Consider the following 17,031-nt stretch of genomic DNA (forward strand, 5'->3'; position numbering starts at 1 on the left):
CTGGTCGGTGTCAGTGCGGTCGCGTACGGTGAACCACACGTCCCTTCATGAAGAACAGGAGACCGAAGGTGCCGGTCCTTCCTGGAGCCGAGCCGTACCGCCACGAGGGCGGGGAGACCGGGGTCCTCCTGTGTCACGGCTTCACCGGTTCCCCGCAGTCGCTGCGCCCCTGGGCCCGGTACCTGGCCGAGCGGGACCTGACCGTCTCCCTGCCGCTGCTGCCCGGGCACGGCACGCGCTGGGAGGACATGGCGGTCACCGCCTGGCCCGACTGGTACGCCGAGGTGGACCGCGAGCTGCGCCTGCTGCGCGAGCGCTGCTCCCGGGTGTTCGTGGCGGGCCTGTCGATGGGCGGCGCGCTGGCCCTGCGGCTGGCCGCGCGGCACGGGGACGCGGTGAGCGGCGTGGTCGTCGTCAACCCCGCGATCAAGGTGCACGGCCTGTCGGCGTACGCCCTGCCGGTGGCCCGGCACCTGGTGCGCACCACCCGGGGCATCGCGAGCGACATCGCCCTGGAGTCCGCGGCGGAACTGGGGTACGACCGGGTGCCGTTGCACGCCGCGCACTCCCTGCGGTCCTTCTTCCGGCTGGTGGACGGCGAGCTGCCCCAGGTCACCCAGCCGCTGCTGCTGTTGCGCAGCCCCCAGGACCACGTGGTGCCGGCCGTCGACTCGGCGCGGGTCCTGGGCCGGGTGTCGTCGACGGACGTGACCGAGATCCTGCTGGAACAGAGCTACCACGTCGCGACGTTGGACCACGACGCGGACCGGATCTTCGCGGAGAGCCTCGCGTTCATCGACCGGCTCGCTCCCCGTGTCGGTGAGGAAGGGACGACCGCAGGTGGCTGAGCACGACTCCGACCGTGAGGACGGTCTCGAGCCCGAGGAACAGAGCGTGCCCTTCGACGAGGCGGCCGCCTGGGCGGCGATCGTCGCGGGGTTCGGCGACGAGCCCCCGGACCCGCCGGGCGCCAAGCCCTTCAAGTCGGTGGAGGACCTGGCCCTGCTGGAGCCGGAGACCAACGACGACGAGCCCGCGCCCGAGCAGCCCGCCCGGCCGGCCTCGCTGGGCGGCTCGGTGGCCTTCGCGCCCGGCGTCGGCCCGCGCGACTACGCGACGCCCGAGCCCGCCGAGGACGACCTCGGGGAGGACGACGAGGGCCACTTCGTGCCGCCGGAGCCGCCGCCGCTGCCCGCGGCCGACACCACGGCCAAGTTCGCCTGGCTCGCGGTGATCGGCGGGCCGCTGCTGCTCCTGCTGGCGGTGCTGCTGCGCTGGGACATGACGTGGTGGCTGGCGACCACCGGCATCGGCGGCTTCCTCGGCGGTTTCGCGACGCTGGTGGTCCGCATGAAGACGGACGACGAGGACGACGGCGACCCGGGCCGCGGCGCGGTCGTCTGAGACGCCGGCCACACGGACGGACGCGGCAGACGCGGCGGACGCGCAGACGTGGGCTAGAGCGCAGGCACCCTGAGGGCGGCCAGGACCGGGAGGTGGTCCGTGGCCGCCCTCAGGTCCGCCCGGGACAGGCCGGGCAGCACGTCCTCGGTGGGCACGCCGCAGCCGAGCACCTCGATGCCCGCGGTCGCGAAGACCGCGTCGATGCGCTTGCGCGGCTCGGCCGGGGTGAAGGTGGCCTCGGCCCCCCAGGGGGCGACGGCCCGGCAGTCCCGGAGGGCGGCGGAGAGGCGGGTGAAGGTGCGTCCGCCCGGCTCCTCGTTGAGGTCGCCGCCGGCGACCGCGTGCTGCACGCCCAGCGCGGCGAGGTGGTCCAGGAGCAGCCCGCCGTGCTCGTACCGTTCGCCCGCGGTGAGGCCGAGGTGGCAGCTGATCACGCCGAGCCGGGCGCCGCCGATCCGGACGACGGCCGTGGCCAGGCCGCGGCGGACCTGACCGGGGGTCAGCGGGAGCAGGACGTCCTCGGTGCGCTCGACCGTGGCCCGCAGCGAGCACAGCAGCGCCGGGCCGGCCGCGGTGCCGCCGCCGGAGAGGACCACCAGGCCCGCGGCGCTCGCCAGCCGGGCCAGCTTCTTGCGCCAGCGGAAGAACCGCGGGGCCTCCTGGAGGAGGACCAGGTCGGGGGCGCAGGCCGTGACGACCCGGGCGAGGGCGTCGGTGTCGTCCTGCATCGAACGGATGTTGTAGCTCAGGACCCGGACGACGGCGGAACCGTCGGGTGCGGTGCGGGAGTTGGGGAGCGGCTCCATGTGGATCAATGTACGCCCCGCGTCGCGGGGCCACGGGTCCGCGCGGCCGCGCACGCCCCACGGACTCGGGCGCGGGTCCGCGCGGCCGCCGTAGGGCTGGCCGGCCGCGCGGTGTCCCGCGGAGCGAGGGGCCGTCACATGATCGGGTCGGGCTCCCGGGCCAGGTCGGCCGCGCCGACCATACCGGCCTTGTTGCCGAGCCGGGCGGCGAGGACGTCGGCGACCGGGCGCCAGTTGCCGCCCACCAGCCAGCGCTTGTACGACTTGCGGATCGGGTCGAGGACCAGCTCGCCCTCGTCCGAGAGGCCGCCGCCGACGATGAACGCGGACGGGTCGAACAGCGAGGCGAGGTCGGCGAGGCCCGCGCCGACCCAGCGGGCCAGCTCACGGTAGGAGTCGACGGCGACCGGGCAGCCCTGACGGGCGGCCACGGAGATGTGCTTGCCCTCGATGCCCGCGGGCGTGCCGTCGCCCAGGCGCAGCAGGATCTCGGCCCGCTCGGGGGTGGCGTTGGCGCGCTGCTTGGCGTAGCGCACCAGGGCGCGGCCGGAGGCGTACTGCTCCCAGCAGCCCTGGGAACCGCAGCCGCACAGCAGGCCGTCGGGCACCATGCGGATGTGGCCGAACTCGGCGGCGACGCCGAAGTGACCGCGGCGCAGCTTGTTGCCGATGATGATGCCGCCGCCGAGGCCCGTGCCGAGGGTGATGCAGATGACGTTGCGGTGGCCCTTGCCCGCGCCGAACCGGTACTCGCCCCAGGCGGCCGCGTTGGCGTCGTTCTCCACGACGACCGGCAGGCCGGTGCGCTCCTGGACCTCGTCCTTCAGCGGCTCGTTGCGCCAGTCGATGTTCGGGGCGAAGTACACGGTGGAGCGCTGCCGGTTGACGTATCCGGCGGCACCGATGCCCACGCCGACGATCTCGTGCCCCGCACGCGCGCCCTCCACCGCCGAGGCGATGGCGTCCACGATGGCCTCGGGCGTGGTGGGGGTCGGCACCTTGAAGGTCGAGAGGATGTTGCCTTCCTCGTCGACCACGCCGGCCGCGATCTTCGTGCCGCCGATGTCGACGCCGATGGTGAGTCCCATGAATCCCTCAGTTCCGGTCGTGCCCCGCTACGGCCAACCGTACCCGAGGGGACTCAGTCCAAGTCGATGCGCTGGCCGGGGCCGGTGCCGGAGGGGCCGTCGTCGCCGGGGTCGCGCAGGTCGTCGAGGTCGCCGAGGTCCCGTTCGCCCGCGGTCCAGCGCTTCTCCTGGGCCTGCACGGCGGAGCGGTAGGCGGCCAGGAGTTCGCCGCCCGCGGCCGCGAGGTGGTCGAAGACGTCCGGATTGCGTTCGATGACCGGTTCGACGGCGGACTTGGCCTGCTGGACGACCTGGCGCACCACCTGCTGGGCGGCGGGCCCGGCGACGGCGCCCAGCAGCGGGGACTGCAGGCCGGCGAGTTTGTCGGCGACGGTGTCGACCAGCCTGCGCAGTTCCTCGGCGGCGGAGCCGGGGGGCGGGCCGTGCTGCGTGCGGCGGCGGGCCTTCTCGGCGGCCAGGTCCTCGGCGCAGGCGGTGGCCCAGGCGTCGGCATCGGTGGCTCGGTCGGTCCGCTCGGCCCGCTCCGCCTGCTCGGTCCGTTCGGCCTGTTCGGTCCGCTCGACGGGCTCGTCCGCGGCGCCGTCGGGGGCGGGTCGGTCTTCGCTGCTCATGACGGACTCCTGACTACGGCTCGTCCCTCCGACGTTACCCGAACGGCGGTAGCACCTTCATGGGGTCCGCGGCCACAGGGCGGGATCGGGGGCGAACCGGATGCGCAGGACGCCCTCGCGCAGGGCGGCGCCGGCGACGGTGCAGCGGCGCAGCGCCGAGGGCAGCGGGACGATCCGGCGGAAGGGCCCGGCCGTCACGAGGAGTTCGTCACCGCGCCGGACCAGGTCGAGGGTGTCGCGTATGGCGCCGGGCAGCGGGATGTCCCAGACGAGCACGCCGTCGTCGGCGAGCCGGTCGTGCACCGGCCACTCGACCGGGTGACGGACGGGGTTGACGGCCGGGGCGGCGAGCGCGGCGAGGTCGTCGGGGCCGCGCGGGTCGCGGCCGAGGTGGGCGACGGTGTGCACGGCGGTGCCGGCCGCGTGCCACTCGGCGAGCGTCTTGCGCTGCTGGGCGGCGAGCTCGGCGAACGGACCGGACGCCCCGTCCTCGGGCAGGACGCGGTTGGCGACCAGGGACTCGGTGCGCAGGCCGCGCAGGGCGAGGCCGAGGCCGGCCTCACGGACGGCGTCGGCACCGGCGGGCCCGGGTTCGGCGACGAGCCGGACGACGGTGCCGGGGTCGTTCACGACGGCCTCGACGGCGGCGAGCTCCAGGTCCCAGCGGGCGGCGGTGTCGTAGAGCCACTCGGCGGGCATGGGCACGCCGGCCAGGCGGCCGAGGACCGGGCGCAGGGCGCGGGCGGCCTGCCGTTCGGGAGGCAGCAGGCGGCGCAGGTAGCGGCGCAGTTCCTCGGGCAGGGCGAGCAGGGCGAGGGCCTGGTGGGTGGGGGGCAGGTCGACGACGAGCAGGTCGTGGCGGTCGGCGAGGGCGGCGTCGCGCAGGGCGCGCAGCAGGGACAGCTCCTCGGCGCCGGGCAGCGGGGTGACCTCCTCGGGGTCGAGCCGCTGCGCCCCGAGCAGGTCGAGGACGGTGGTGGCCCGCTCCTGGAAGGCGGTGAGGTCGGAGCGGAACGCGGCGGCCGGGTCGGGCCGCCAGGCGGTGATCCCCGGTCCGGCCGCCACGGGCTCGGGTCCGGTCGGCACGCCGAGCGCGGCGCCGAGGGTGTCGCCGCGGTCGGCGCCGAGCACGAGGGTGCGGATGCCCTCTTGGGCGGCGGCGCGTGCGGTGGCGGCGGCGAGCGTCGTACGGCCGCTGCCGCCGGGGCCGGTGATCAAGAGGGTGCGCATAGGGGTGAACGGTAGTGGACGGGCGGGGCCGCCCCGGGGAGCCGCTACTTGCCCGACTCGACCCGCTTCTTCAGGCCCGCGAGGGCGCGGTCGATGATGACCTTCTCGGCCTTGCGCTTGATCATGCCGAGCATGGGGATCTTGACGTCGACGGTCAGGGAGTAGGTGACCTCGGTCGCCCCGGCGCCGGCCGGCCGCAGCACGTAGGAGCCGTCCAGGGAGCGCAGCATCTGCGACTTCACCAGCGTCCAGGAGACCGCGTCCTGCCCGGTCCAGGTGTAGGCCAGGGTCTGGTCGTCCTTGATGGCCCCGGCGTCCATGACGAGCCGCACCTGCTCGGCGCGTCCGGCCGCGTCGGTCGCGAGGACCTGCGCCTCCTTCACCTCGCCGGTCCAGTCGGGGTAGCGCGCGAAGTCGGAGATGACCGCCATCACGTCGGCCGGTGCCGCCTCGATCGTGATGCTCGAGCTGGTGTGTTCCGCCATCGCCGTGGCTCCTTGGGATGCGCGCCGCTGAAGACCGCTGAAAGGTGTCCGTGCGCCGGGCGTGCGCACGTGTGTGCAGCGTGAAGGCTACCGCGCGTTCGACCTGCCGCCTCCACCGCCTGCGCGGCGGCCGCTCACCATTCCAGCACCCACGGCGTGCCGGTCCCGGCGAAGTGGCCGACGTTCACGCACTCGGTCGCCCCGATCCGCATCCGCCGGGCCAGCGGCTGGTGGACATGGCCGAACAGGGCGTAGCGCGGGCGGGTGCGGCGGATCGCCTCCAGCAGGGCGCGGCTGCCCCGTTCGAAGCGGCGCGCGACGGTGTCGTAGACCAGCTCGGGCACCTCCGGCGGGATGTGCGTGCACAGCACGTCCACCTCGCCGACCGCCTCGATCTTCGCGGCGTACTCCTCGTCGCTGATCTCGTAGGGGGTGCGCATCGGGGTGCGCAGGCCGCCGCCGACGAAGCCGAAGACGCGGCCGCCGATCTCGACCCGCTCGCCGTCCAGCACGGTGGTGCCGGGTCCGGCGTACTCCCGCCACAGCGGGGGCATGTCGACGTTGCCGTAGGTGGCGTAGGTCGGGGTGGGGAAGGCCGCGAAGAGTTCGGCGTACTGCTTGCGCACCGCCTGCTCGATGACCGCGGCGCGGTCGTCGCCGACGCCCGCCCAGAGCCGGGCCCCGAAGGCGCGTGCCTCCTCGAAGCGCCGGGCGGTGCGCAGGGCGACGATCCGGTCGGTGTTCTCCACGCCGAAGAGGTCGGGGAAGATGCCGCGGGAGTGGTCGGCGTAGTCGAGGAAGAGGACGAGGTCCCCGAGGCAGACGAGTGCGTCCGCGCCGTCGCCCGCCCGGGCGAGGTCGCTGGCGTTGCCGTGCACGTCGCTGACCACGTGGACGCGCGTGCGGGTGCGGGCCGGTGTGGATGCCATGGCGATCAAGCGTAGGGCGTGTGCGGCACGGGTGAACAGAGTGGGCCGGACCTGCGGTTACTGGTGGGTCAGTTGGTGGGTGGACTACCGTACGCGGAGCAACCCCCATCCGTGTGACGCAGCGAACATCTCGCCGGGACCCCCTGTCGAAGAAGCCATACCGGCGGGTAACGTCCGGGCAGTCCAGTCGTGCTCAGCATTTCAACATCTGAATGCGCGAGCACCGCCCGAGCCGTGGACCGCACCGTCGCATCACACAACGTCGTGGCGCCGGCGCCCTATGAGGAGCAGCAGTCTTGCGCGAGTTCAGCCTTCCGGCTTTGTACGAGGTCCCTGCGGACGGCAATCTGACCGACATCGTCCGCAGAAACGCCGCGCAGCACCCTGACGTCGCCGTGATCGCCCGCAAGGCCGGCGGTGCCTGGCAGGACGTGACGGCGTCGGCGTTCCTCACCGAGGTGCAGGACGCCGCCAAGGGCCTCATCGCGTCCGGCGTGCAGCCCGGCGACCGGGTGGCCCTGATGTCCCGGACCCGGTACGAGTGGACGCTGCTGGACTTCGCCATCTGGAGCGCGGGCGCGGTCACCGTGCCGGTGTACGAGACCAGCTCACCGGAGCAGGTGCAGTGGATCCTCTCCGACTCGGGCGCCACCGCGTGCGTCGTGGAGAGCGCCGGCCACGCGGCCGCCGTGGAGTCGGTGCGCGACACCCTGCCCACCCTCAAGCACGTCTGGCAGATCGAGGCCGGCGGCATCGAGGAGCTGGGCCGGGCCGGCAAGGACATCAGCGACGCCACGGTCGAGGAGCGCGGTTCGGTCGCGCGCGCCGACGACCCGGCGACCATCGTCTACACCTCGGGCACCACCGGCCGCCCGAAGGGCTGTGTGCTCACCCACCGCGCCTTCTTCGCCGAGTGCGGCAACGTCGTGGAGCGGCTGCGCCCGCTGTTCCGCACCGGCGAGTGCTCGGTGCTGCTCTTCCTGCCGCTCGCGCACGTCTTCGGGCGCCTGGTGCAGGTCGCGCCGATGATGGCGCCGATCAAGCTGGGCTGCGTCCCCGACATCAAGAACCTCACCGACGAGCTGGCGGCCTTCCGGCCGACGCTGATCCTGGGCGTGCCGCGGGTCTTCGAGAAGGTCTACAACTCGGCGCGCGCCAAGGCGCAGGCCGACGGCAAGGGCGCGATCTTCGACAGGGCCGCCGACACCGCGATCGCGTACAGCAAGGCGCTGGACACCCCGTCGGGCCCGTCGATGGGCCTGCGGATCAAGCACAAGGTCTTCGACAAGCTGGTCTACGGCAAGCTGCGCGCGGTGCTCGGCGGGCGGGGCGAGTACGCCATCTCGGGCGGGGCCCCGCTGGGCGAGCGCCTCGGCCACTTCTTCCGCGGCATCGGCTTCACGGTGCTGGAGGGCTACGGCCTGACCGAGTCCTGCGCGGCCACCGCGTTCAACCCCTGGGACCGCCAGAAGATCGGCACGGTCGGCCAGCCGCTGCCGGGCTCGGTCGTGCGGATCGCGGACGACGGGGAGGTGCTGCTGCACGGCGAGCACCTGTTCAAGGAGTACTGGAACAACCCGGCCGCCACCGCGGACGCGCTGGCCGACGGCTGGTTCCACACCGGGGACATCGGCACCCTGGACGAGGACGGCTACCTGCGGATCACCGGCCGCAAGAAGGAGATCATCGTCACGGCGGGCGGCAAGAACGTCGCCCCGGCCGTCATCGAGGACCGCATCCGCGCGCACGCGCTGGTCGCGGAGTGCATGGTGGTGGGCGACGGGCGGCCGTTCGTGGGCGCGCTGGTCACCATCGACGAGGAGTTCCTGGGCCGTTGGGCCGCCGAGCACGGCAAGCCGGCGGGTGCCACCGCGGCGTCTCTGAAGGACGACCCGGACCTGCAGGCCGCGGTCCAGGCGGCGGTCGACGACGGCAACGCGGCCGTGTCGAAGGCGGAGTCGGTGCGCAAGTTCCGCATCCTGTCCGCCCAGTTCACCGAGGACTCGGGCCACCTCACCCCGTCGCTGAAGCTCAAGCGGAACGTGGTGGCCAAGGACTACGCGGACGAGATCGAGGCGATCTACGCCAAGTAGGGGCGCGCCGGGGCCCGTTGTGGCCGGACCGGCTCAGAGGAGCTCTCTCAGCCTCTCGGCCAGGAGGTCCCAGCGCCACTTCTCCTCCACCCAGCGGCGGCCCCGCTCGCCCATCCGGCGGCGCAGCTCGGCGTCGCCCAGCAGGGTGACGACGCGCTCGGCGGTCTCCTCGGCCGAGCCGCCCCGCACCACCCAGCCCGTCTCGCCGTCGAGCACCGCGTCCGGGGCGCCCCCCGAGTCGCCGGCGACGACCGGCAGGCCCGTCGCGGACGCCTCCAGGTAGACGATGCCGAGGCCCTCCACGTCGAGGCCGCCGCGCCGGGTGCGGCAGGGCATGGCGAAGACGTCACCGGCGCCGTAGTGGGCGGGCAGCTCCGCCCAGGGGACCGCCCCGGTGAAGCGGACGGAGGCGGCCACGCCCGTGTCGGCCGCGAGGCGCCGCAGGTCCTTCTCGTACGGGCCGCCGCCGACGATCAGCAGCACCGCGTCCGGCTCGGCCGCCAGGACGCGGGGCATCGCTCGGATCAGCGTGTCCTGGCCCTTGCGCCGCACCAGCCGGGACACGCACACGACCACCGGACGGTCGGTCAGGCCGAGGCGGGCGCGCACCTCCTCGCCGCCGGAGCCGGGGTGGAAGGTCTTCTCGTCGACGCCGGGCGGCAGCTGCACCATCCGCGCCGCCGCCGCGGGCGTGAGCGCGGTGGCGATCCGGGAGCGGGTGTACTCGCCGAGGTAGGTGATCGTGTCCGTGCCCTCGCCGATCCGGCGCAGCAGCTGACGGGCGGCGGGCAGCTGGGCCCAGCCGGCCTCGTGGCCGTGCGTGGTGGCCACCAGCCGCTCGGCGCCCGCTCGGCGCAGGGCCGGGGCCATCAGGCCGAGCGGTGCTGCGGCCCCGAACCACACGGACGTGCAGCCGTGCTCGCGCAGCAGCCCGGCGGCCGTCCTGGTCGCGCCGGGCGTGGGCAGGAGCATCGTCGTACGATCGCGTACGACGGTGAAGGGCTGCTCCGCGTCGAACGCGGCCGTCGCCTCCGCGCCCTCCCGGCCCCGCTTCCAGGTGGAGGCGTAGACGACGAGGCGCTCGGGGTCCAGGCGCAGCGCCATGTTGTGCAGGAAGGCCTGGATACCGCCCGGCCGGGGCGGGAAGTCGTTGGTCACGATCAGCGTCTTGTGCATCGCCGCCGACTGTATCCAACGCCGTCCGGCCGCCGCGGGTCCCCGGGCGGCGGTGCGCGGTCCGCCACGGCCGCGCTTCATGGCTCCCGCACAGTCCGCCGGGAGACCATGGGCCCTCACCACGCAAGCGGATGAACAGGGGCACAGGTGGACATCACGGACGCGCGGCGGGCCGGGCACCCGCCCGCCGGACCGGCCGGACCGCACGCACCGGCCGGGCTCCTCGCCGTGTGGGGCGTGACCCGGCTGCTCCTGCTGCTGTGCGTGTTCAAGGTGTGGGCCTTCCCCGGCCCGGACGTCACGGGCGACGTGTCCGTGATCTACCAGGGCTGGTACGACGTCCTGCGCACCGGGACCTTCCCGGGGACCGACGTCACCTGGCAGTACCCGCCGGGCGCGGCCGTGGCGATCCTCGCCCCGGGCCTGCTGCCCTTCCTGGACTACGCGTCGGCGTTCTTCGTGCTGGCGTTCCTCGCCGACCTCGTGGTGCTGGTCCTGCTGCTGCGCGCGGGCACCGGACCGGACCGGGGCCCGCGCGGCGCCTGGCTGTGGGCGGCGGGCCTGCCGCTGCTCGGCCCGACCGTGTACGCGCGCTACGACGTGATGGTGACCGCCGTGGCGGTGGCCGCGCTGGTGGCCGGGGTGCGGCACCCGCGCGTGGCCGGCGTCCTCATCGGCTTCGGGGCGCTGCTGAAGGTGTGGCCGGCGCTGCTGCTGGCCGGGGCCGTGCGACGGCGGACGTGGGGTGCCGCGGCGGTCTGCGCGGCGGTCCTCACGGGGGTGTTCGCGCTGGCGGCGCCCGGCTCGTTCGCCTTCCTGACGTCCCAGCGCGACCGGGGCACCGAGGTGGAGTCGCTGGGCGGGCTGGTCCTGCACGTGGCCCGGCACACCGGCTGGGACGGGCAGGTGCTGCTGCACTACGGCTCGATGGAATTCCTCGGGCCGTACGTGCACGAGGTGAGCACCGCGGCCCAGGTGCTGACGGCGCTGGCCTTCGGCTGGCTGCTGCTGTGGCGGCTGCGGGCCCGCCGGTGGGGGCCGGCCACGCTCGCCGACGCGGCCTTCACCGCGGTGCTGCTGTTCACCGTCACCAGCCGGGTGATCAGCCCCCAGTACCTGGTGTGGCTGGTCGGGCTCGCGGCGGTGTGCCTGTGCTTCCGGGCGAGCCGGATGCTCCCGGCGGCGCTGCTGGTGGCGGCCGCGTCCGCGGTGACGGTGCTGGAGTTCCCGGTGTGGTTCGCGCACGTCGTGGCGAGCGACCCGCTCGGCATGGCCCTGCTGTTCGCCCGCAACGGCCTGCTGGTGGCGGCCGCGGTCGTCGCCGCCGTACGGCTGTGGCGTTCGACCGTGCCGGAGGGGGCGTCGGCGCCCCTGCCCGGTCAGGCCGCCCGGACCAGGGAGACGTCCGCGTCCTCCTGACACCGCTCGCGGCGCAGCAGCCAGGCCACCGCCGCGCACTGCGCGGCCATCGCGAGCGCCAGCGCCAGGCAGATCCCCGGCAGTCCGAGGCCCGCCAGGAGGGGGGCCGGCGCCAGTTGCAGGGCGGTGCCGAGCAGGGTGACCCGCAGCCGGGCCGGCGCTCCCCCGGAGGCGGTCGCCGAGCTGGAACGCTGACCGCGCGAGGGCCCGGTCAGCCGGCCGGGGCGGCCAGCTGGTCGTGCACGTACTGGCGCCAGTCGGCGGTGAAGTCGGCGAGGCTCGTCCCCAGCACGCTCCGCAGCGCGCCCTCGACCGCGCCCGCCCGCTTCCCGTGCGCCCCGACGGCCCGGTAGAAGGCGTCGAGCCGCTCCTCGCCCCAGCGCCCGGCGATCATCCGGCAGGCCAGCCAGCCGCCCTCGTACGCCTCGGCCAGCCGCACGGCGTCCCCGGAGAAGCCGAAGTCGGCGTCGGTGGGCAGCGCCGCCGGGGCGTCACCGCCGGCCACGGCGCCCACCAGCTCCGGCGCGACCTCGGTCGGGGTGCGGCCGGTGTCGCGGTAACCGACGTAGTCCGCGTACCCCTCGGACAGCCACAACGGGGTGGCTGCGTTGGTGTGGGTGCGGGTGGCGACGTGGGTGGTCTCGTGCGTGAGGACGACCTGCCGGCCGACCGCGCCGAGCATCCCGTAGGCGTCGGGGTTGACCACGATCCGGTCCGCGGGCGCCCGGGGCGGGCCGCCGGTCTCCCCGGTGGTGACCGCGGCGATGCCCCGGTAGGAGGAGGCGGGCGAGCCGAGCAGCGCGGCCATGCCCGCCAGGGACTTGGGCACCAGCACCACCACGTGCAGCGTCCACCCGGTGCCCCAGGCCGCCGCCACGGCGGGCACGGCCCGGTCGGCCAGGTCCGCGAAGGTGCGCAGCCGCTCCCCGGACTGCCCGACACCCATGACCAGGCTGCGCTCCCCGCGCACGACGTCCACGGTCCCCTGGTCCCACAGCTGGGCGCCGGCCCCGGGCGCGGGCGTCTCCGCCGTCACCGCCCAGCCGCCGTCGGCGCCCCGGGCCAGGTGCACCGTGCGCCCCGCGGTGACGGGCGCCCGGTCGTAGCCCCGGACGCGGTAGCTGAGCCGGACGTCGGCGGTGCGGGCGGCACCGTCGCCGCGCACGGCGGCCACCCGGTACGAGAGATCCTGCAGCGGCACGGCGCGCACCCGCGCGTAGTCTCCCGCCGCGCCGGTGCCGGCGTAGGCGGTCGCGTCGTGGGCGAGGAGGGCGGCCGCCCGCCGGTCCAGCAGCCGCTGCACGTCGGCCCGCACGGTGTCGGTGGCCGGCCGGCCGCCGCAGCCCACGAGGGCGACGAGGAGCAGGCACAGCACGACCACGTGGGACCCGCGCACCCGCCGTCGACCAGCCATCCACACGATCGTACGGCGCGGCGCCCGCGGCGGACCCCGGACGGGGACCGGCCGCTCACGGCTGGGGAGTCCCCTAGGGGCGGGTCACCGACGAGATCGGCATCATGCCGACCGGGTCGTAGCGCACCGGGGCGCCGGGGTAGGGCGCGTGGATGACGCGTCCGTTGCCGACGTACATGCCGACGTGGCTGGCGTCGGAGCGGTAGGTGACGAGGTCGCCCGGGCGGGCCTGGGACAGCGGGACGCGGCGCCCGGCGTGCGCCTGGGCCTGGGAGGTGCGCGGCAGGGCCACGCCGGCCTGCGCGTACGACCACTGCATCAGGCCCGAGCAGTCGAAGCCGGAGGGCCCGTTGGCGCCCCAGACGTAGGGCCGGCCGAGGGCGGAGCGGGCGGCGGCCACCGCGGCGGCCGCGCGGCCGGAGACGGGCACCTCGCCGCCGGGGAAGGCCATCCCGTCGCGCGCCGAGCGGGAGGCCCGGTCGTAGGCCGCGCGCTCGGCCGACGGCAGGCTGTCCAGGAGCCGGCGGGCCCGGGCGAGCTTGCGCTCCACGGTCCGCTTGTGGGTGGCGACCGCCCGGCGGCTGCGCTCCAGCTCGCCGAGGCGCCGCGTGGCCTCGGCGCGTTCCTGGGCGAGGTCGCGCATCGCGTCCTGCAGCTCCCGCAGCTCGCCCGCCTGGTGGGCGGTGATCCGGTCCAGGGCGGCCGCCTTGTCCAGGTAGTCGTCCGGGTCGTCGGAGAACAGCAGGGCGAGGGACGGGTCGAGGCCGCCGGCCCGGTACTGGGCGCCGGCGAGCGAACCGAGCCGGTCGCGCATCGTGTTGATGCGCAGCTGCTGCCGCGCGATGCGGTCCTGCGCGTCGGTCACCTGCCGGCGCAGGGTGCCGGCGCGTTCGTCGGCCTTGTTGTAGGCCTCGGTGGCCTTCTCGGCCTCCGTGTAGAGGCGGTCGACCTCGGCTCGGGTGTCGTGCGGCGCGGCCGTGGCCGGTACGACTCCGAGGGCCGCGGCGGCGGCCGACATGGCGCAGAGCGCGGTAGCGGCTCCGCGGTCGAACCCGGACGGTGCTGGGCGACGGTGGGACCCCACGGGAAGCCGCGCTCCTTCCACTGGCGGACGGGGAAACGCGGCAGACAGTAGCCCCGCGACCAGGGGTGGACCAACGACCCGGTTCGGCGCAGAACGTGACGCCCCGCCACCGACGCAGGTCAGTGGCGGGGCGGGGGGTCACTTCGGGCGGACGCGATTCGCCCGTTCGGGCGGTGCCGTGTCCTGATCTTGGACGCGGCCGGGGACCCGTGCCGGGGCAGGGATCAGATCCGCACGCCGAACTGGAACGGCATGTTGTTGATCGACTCGTAGCGCACCACGGTGCCGGTGCGCGGGGCGTGCAGCACCTGGCCGTTGCCCGCGTAGAAGCCGACGTGGTGCATGTCGCCGTAGAAGATGACCAGGTCACCGACCTGGAGGTCGCTCTGGCTGTAGATGCGCGTGCCGGCGTTGGCCTGGGCCTGCGAGGTGCGCGGGATGCCGACACCGGCCTGGGCGTAGGCCCAGGAGGTCAGGCCCGAGCAGTCGAAGGAGGACGGGCCGGTGGCGCCGTAGACGTACGGCGAGCCGATCTTGCTCTGGGCGGCCTGGAAGGCGGCCATGGCGCGGCTGGAGCCGGCGGTGGCACCGCTGAGGTCGACGCGCGCGGTCGAGGAGCGGCTGGCGCGGGCGTCGGCGGCGGCCAGTTGGGCCTTCTCCGCGGCGGTCAGGCTGTTGAGCAGCTTCTGCGCCTCGGCGAGCTTGCCCTGGACTTCCTTCTTCTTCTTGCCCAGTTCGGTGCGGGTGGAGGCGAGGTCCGTGAGCTTGCCGGACGCCTCGGAGCGCTCCTGCGCCAGCTCGCGCTGCTTCTCCTGGATCTTCTTCAGCGCCTCGACCTGCTGGGCGCTGAGCTGGTCGGCGGTGGACGCCTTGTCCAGGTAGTCGTCCGGGTCGGACGACAGGAACAGCTGGAGCGAGGAGTCGATGCTGCCGGTGCGGTACTGGGCGGCCGCCGCCATGCCTATGGAGTCGCGCAGCTCGTTGAGCTCCTCCTGGCCGCGGGCGACGTTGTCCTGGATGGTGGAGATCTCCTTCTGGAGCTTCTCCTGCTTCTCCTTGGCGCCGTTGTACTTCTCGGTGGCCTGCTCGGCCTCCTCGTACAGCTTGTCGACCTTGGTCTTGACCTCGTCCTTGGAGGGCTTCTCGCTCGGCGCGGCATTGGCGGCCTGGGAGCTCAGGACGACGGCGGCGGCAGCAGCGGTGGTCAGCACGGTCACGCGTGCGCGACTGGTCTGCTTGGGTCGACGATGGGACGCCACGGGAGGCGAACTCCTTGCTGTGAGGGATCACCTGTTCGGAGGTTCGAGCCCAGACCCTAGTGACCTCATCGTGATCAGTTCAAATCCTGGAGAGAAAAAAACCTCTCACGCAACACAGTATTTGCGAGCAACTCACGACCCGTGAGAGTCGGTTGACGCTACGTTGCACAAGGCGGCCGTCAATTCGGGCATTGAACGCGGAACTTGCCCTTCAGGACAACCGCTTCAGGAGTACCGCAGAAGCGACCGGTCGGGCACCGACCCGGGCGACGCCGTCGGCGACCTCCCGGTCGGTGGACGCGACGATGACCGGCCGGCCCGGCGGTTCGGCCCGCACCAGCTGCCGGATCAGCTCGTCGGCGGTGACCCCGGGCTTGGAGAACAGCACCCGCACCCCCCGCGGCGGGGCCAGCAGCACGGGCGCGGCGAGTTCGGCGCCGTCGAAGACGCACGTCACCTCGGCGCCGGTCTGCGCGGCGAGCTGCGAGAGCTGCCCGAGCAGCCGCAGCCGCTGCTTCTCCAGCGGCATCTGCGGATAGCCGGTCTTGGTGACGTTGTAGCCGTCGACGACCAGGTGCGCCTGCGGCAGCGCCAGCAGCTGGTCGAGAATGGCCGGATCGTGCTCGGACAACGCCCGTGCGGCGATGTCCTTGGGGCTCATCCGGCCCGGCTCGACCGCGTCCACGGTCTCCGCCGGGCGCACCGACACCGGCGGCAGGGCCAGTTCACGGCGCAGCCCCTGGGCGGCGTCCAGCACGGTGTCCAGCAGCAGCCGCACCCGCATGTCCTCGACGCTGCGCCCCTCGCGGGCCGCCTTGCGGCCGGCCTCCAGGGCGGCCTCGGTCTCGGCGAGCCGCGCCTTCAGGCGCCGGGTCTCGCTCTCGGCGGCGGACACCTGCGCCTGCCCCTCGGAGCGCACCGTCTCCATCTCGGCCTGCGCCTTGCGCAGCGCGGCCTCGCCCCGCTTGACGTCGCTGAGGGCGGCCCGCAGCTTGCGGTGGAGCGCCTCGGCCTCCTTGCGGGCCGTCTCCAGCTCGGTGCGCAGCCGCTCGGTCTCCGTGCGGGTCTGCTCGCGGGACCGGTCCAGCTCGGTGCGCAGCCGCTCCAGCTCGGCCCGGCTCTCCTCGTCGGCGCGCTCGGCGTCGGCGCGCAGGGCCTCCTCGCCGGCCGCGGTCACCAGCTTCACCCAGCCCGCGGGGCGCAGCACGTAGGCCGCGGCCGCCACGTCGAGCGGGTCCGCGGCCGGGGGCGGCGAGCCCGAGTCGAGGGCGCCGCACAGCTCCGGCTGCGCCTCCCTGAGCTTCTCCCCGATCCGCTGGCGGAACAGCGGGTCGGTCTCCAGCGCGGCCGCCATCGCGTTGCCGGCGAACTTGGCCCGCCGGTTGGGCGCGAACCGCGCGTACTGGCGCAACTGCGCGGGCAGTTCGCCGAGCGTCAGGCCGCCGAAGCCGTCCGAGACGATCTGGACGACCCGGCGGCGCACACCGTCGGGCAGCGGACGGTCGAGCACCTCGGCGGCGCCGTCGCCCGGCCCCCCGCCTGCGGTCTCCACCATCCGTCACACCCCACTGCCTGTCCTCGGGATCCCGCTGCCGGGATCGCCTGTGCGGGGCCGCTCCCGGTCAGGAGTCGGCGCCCGGCCTGTCCACGAGTTCCACCTGGTCCACCGCGTTGCACCAGCGGCAGCGCACCGACTCGATGGTCTCACTGAGCACCTCGCGCTCCTCGACGCTCGGCTCGCCGGCCAGGTCGAGGTGGACGTACTCCACGACCTTCGACGAACGGGTCACGTCGAAGCGCGTGAGGTTGCCGCAGAGGGTGCAGCGCCACCGCGTCGTGGTGGTCGGCAGGGGAACCGTCATCGTGACCGTCCGCTTCCTTCTCGTGTGGTGCTCGTGGCGTTCATGGCGTTCTTCCGGCGCACCGCCCGGGGTGGTGCTCGCACGCCCCGGCCGTGTGGCTCGTAACCCTACGGCCTGGCGGGTACTCGCCGCCCGTCCGTCCACGGCGGCGAGGCGGTCCGTCCCGATCGG

Annotated in this window: 16 protein-coding genes; 4 read left to right on the forward strand and 12 right to left on the reverse strand. The window is 74.2% G+C overall.

The features are described from left to right. Nucleotides 1–68: 68 nt before the first annotated feature. Together E4U91_RS09710 and E4U91_RS09715 are read left to right on the forward strand one after the other, a co-directional pair. Nucleotides 69–848 (forward strand): alpha/beta hydrolase, encoded by a 780-nt coding sequence (locus tag E4U91_RS09710; protein ID WP_137306476.1) that lies wholly within the window; start codon nucleotides 69–71, stop codon nucleotides 846–848. After that, a complete protein-coding gene (locus E4U91_RS09715) occupies nucleotides 841–1,404 on the forward strand; it encodes a hypothetical protein (protein ID WP_137306477.1) in 564 nt (187 codons plus the stop codon). The genes E4U91_RS09710 and E4U91_RS09715 overlap by 8 nt, the downstream gene beginning before the upstream one ends. A 53-nt stretch (nucleotides 1,405–1,457) precedes the next feature. Here the strand turns inward: E4U91_RS09715 and E4U91_RS09720 are convergent, their stop codons facing one another. The 6 genes from E4U91_RS09720 to E4U91_RS09745 all read right to left on the reverse strand — a co-directional run bounded on the left by E4U91_RS09720 (nucleotide 1,458) and on the right by E4U91_RS09745 (nucleotide 6,553). Next, nucleotides 1,458–2,210 carry an endonuclease/exonuclease/phosphatase family protein gene (locus E4U91_RS09720; RefSeq protein ID WP_137306478.1) on the reverse strand — a complete coding sequence of 251 codons (753 nt, stop codon included), beginning with the start codon at nucleotides 2,208–2,210 and terminating at the stop codon, nucleotides 1,458–1,460. 134 nt (nucleotides 2,211–2,344) lie between these two features. Further along, nucleotides 2,345–3,298 (reverse strand): ROK family glucokinase, encoded by a 954-nt coding sequence (locus E4U91_RS09725; protein WP_137306479.1) that lies wholly within the window; start codon nucleotides 3,296–3,298, stop codon nucleotides 2,345–2,347. Nucleotides 3,299–3,351: 53 nt separating this feature from the next. Next, entirely contained in the window at nucleotides 3,352–3,909 is a 558-nt protein-coding gene (locus tag E4U91_RS09730; protein WP_137306480.1) for a DUF5304 domain-containing protein, read from the reverse strand. A 57-nt stretch (nucleotides 3,910–3,966) separates the two neighbouring features. After that, nucleotides 3,967–5,139, reverse strand: coding sequence for an ArsA family ATPase (locus E4U91_RS09735; protein ID WP_137306481.1), 1,173 nt, complete (start codon nucleotides 5,137–5,139; stop codon nucleotides 3,967–3,969). 44 nt (nucleotides 5,140–5,183) lie between these two features. Further along, nucleotides 5,184–5,624: an SRPBCC family protein gene (locus E4U91_RS09740; protein WP_137306482.1), complete on the reverse strand. Its 441-nt coding sequence runs from the start codon at nucleotides 5,622–5,624 to the stop codon at nucleotides 5,184–5,186. A gap of 134 nt (nucleotides 5,625–5,758) precedes the next feature. Beyond that, complete coding sequence (locus E4U91_RS09745) at nucleotides 5,759–6,553, reverse strand: metallophosphoesterase family protein (RefSeq protein WP_137306483.1); 795 nt, start codon at nucleotides 6,551–6,553, stop codon at nucleotides 5,759–5,761. A 296-nt stretch (nucleotides 6,554–6,849) separates the two neighbouring features. Here E4U91_RS09745 and E4U91_RS09750 point away from each other — a divergent pair, with 296 nt between their 5' ends. After that, a complete protein-coding gene (locus E4U91_RS09750; protein ID WP_137306484.1) occupies nucleotides 6,850–8,646 on the forward strand; it encodes an AMP-dependent synthetase/ligase in 1,797 nt (598 codons plus the stop codon). Nucleotides 8,647–8,679: 33 nt separating this feature from the next. Here the strand turns inward: E4U91_RS09750 and E4U91_RS09755 are convergent, their stop codons facing one another. Beyond that, on the reverse strand, nucleotides 8,680–9,822 hold the full coding sequence (locus tag E4U91_RS09755; protein ID WP_137306485.1) for a glycosyltransferase family 4 protein: 1,143 nt from the start codon (nucleotides 9,820–9,822) through the stop codon (nucleotides 8,680–8,682). Nucleotides 9,823–9,975: 153 nt separating this feature from the next. Here E4U91_RS09755 and E4U91_RS09760 point away from each other — a divergent pair, with 153 nt between their 5' ends. Beyond that, nucleotides 9,976–11,241 (forward strand): glycosyltransferase family 87 protein, encoded by a 1,266-nt coding sequence (locus tag E4U91_RS09760; RefSeq protein WP_137310747.1) that lies wholly within the window; start codon nucleotides 9,976–9,978, stop codon nucleotides 11,239–11,241. 211 nt (nucleotides 11,242–11,452) lie between these two features. Here E4U91_RS09760 and E4U91_RS09770 read toward each other — a convergent pair whose 3' ends face one another. The 5 genes from E4U91_RS09770 to E4U91_RS09790 form a co-directional block, all read right to left on the reverse strand. Continuing rightward, nucleotides 11,453–12,655 carry a hypothetical protein gene (locus E4U91_RS09770; protein ID WP_137306486.1) on the reverse strand — a complete coding sequence of 401 codons (1,203 nt, stop codon included), beginning with the start codon at nucleotides 12,653–12,655 and terminating at the stop codon, nucleotides 11,453–11,455. Between the two features lie 73 nt (nucleotides 12,656–12,728). Next, nucleotides 12,729–13,739 (reverse strand): C40 family peptidase, encoded by a 1,011-nt coding sequence (locus tag E4U91_RS09775; RefSeq protein WP_137306487.1) that lies wholly within the window; start codon nucleotides 13,737–13,739, stop codon nucleotides 12,729–12,731. Between the two features lie 224 nt (nucleotides 13,740–13,963). After that, on the reverse strand, nucleotides 13,964–14,998 hold the full coding sequence (locus E4U91_RS09780; protein ID WP_137306488.1) for a C40 family peptidase: 1,035 nt from the start codon (nucleotides 14,996–14,998) through the stop codon (nucleotides 13,964–13,966). Between the two features lie 211 nt (nucleotides 14,999–15,209). Continuing rightward, nucleotides 15,210–16,553 carry an NYN domain-containing protein gene (locus E4U91_RS09785; RefSeq protein ID WP_137306489.1) on the reverse strand — a complete coding sequence of 448 codons (1,344 nt, stop codon included), beginning with the start codon at nucleotides 16,551–16,553 and terminating at the stop codon, nucleotides 15,210–15,212. A gap of 67 nt (nucleotides 16,554–16,620) precedes the next feature. After that, nucleotides 16,621–16,860 carry a hypothetical protein gene (locus E4U91_RS09790; RefSeq protein WP_067231702.1) on the reverse strand — a complete coding sequence of 80 codons (240 nt, stop codon included), beginning with the start codon at nucleotides 16,858–16,860 and terminating at the stop codon, nucleotides 16,621–16,623. Between the last annotated feature and the right edge of the window lie 171 nt (nucleotides 16,861–17,031).

Source organism: Streptomyces lasalocidi, from assembly GCF_005280215.1.
GTDB lineage: Bacteria > Actinomycetota > Actinomycetes > Streptomycetales > Streptomycetaceae > Streptomyces > Streptomyces longwoodensis.

Bases quoted from the DNA above. Each gene is read 5' to 3' on its own strand.
- E4U91_RS09720 (WP_137306478.1), bottom strand. From the start codon at position 2,210: ATGGAGCCGCTCCCCAACTCCCGCACCGCACCCGACGGTTCCGCCGTC.
- E4U91_RS09725 (WP_137306479.1), bottom strand. From the start codon at position 3,298: ATGGGACTCACCATCGGCGTCGACATCGGCGGCACGAAGATCGCGGCC.
- E4U91_RS09730 (WP_137306480.1), bottom strand. From the start codon at position 3,909: ATGAGCAGCGAAGACCGACCCGCCCCCGACGGCGCCGCGGACGAGCCC.
- E4U91_RS09735 (WP_137306481.1), bottom strand. From the start codon at position 5,139: ATGCGCACCCTCTTGATCACCGGCCCCGGCGGCAGCGGCCGTACGACG.
- E4U91_RS09740 (WP_137306482.1), bottom strand. From the start codon at position 5,624: ATGGCGGAACACACCAGCTCGAGCATCACGATCGAGGCGGCACCGGCC.
- E4U91_RS09745 (WP_137306483.1), bottom strand. From the start codon at position 6,553: ATGGCATCCACACCGGCCCGCACCCGCACGCGCGTCCACGTGGTCAGC.
- E4U91_RS09755 (WP_137306485.1), bottom strand. From the start codon at position 9,822: ATGCACAAGACGCTGATCGTGACCAACGACTTCCCGCCCCGGCCGGGC.
- E4U91_RS09770 (WP_137306486.1), bottom strand. From the start codon at position 12,655: ATGGCTGGTCGACGGCGGGTGCGCGGGTCCCACGTGGTCGTGCTGTGC.
- E4U91_RS09785 (WP_137306489.1), bottom strand. From the start codon at position 16,553: ATGGTGGAGACCGCAGGCGGGGGGCCGGGCGACGGCGCCGCCGAGGTG.
- E4U91_RS09790 (WP_067231702.1), bottom strand. From the start codon at position 16,860: ATGACGGTTCCCCTGCCGACCACCACGACGCGGTGGCGCTGCACCCTC.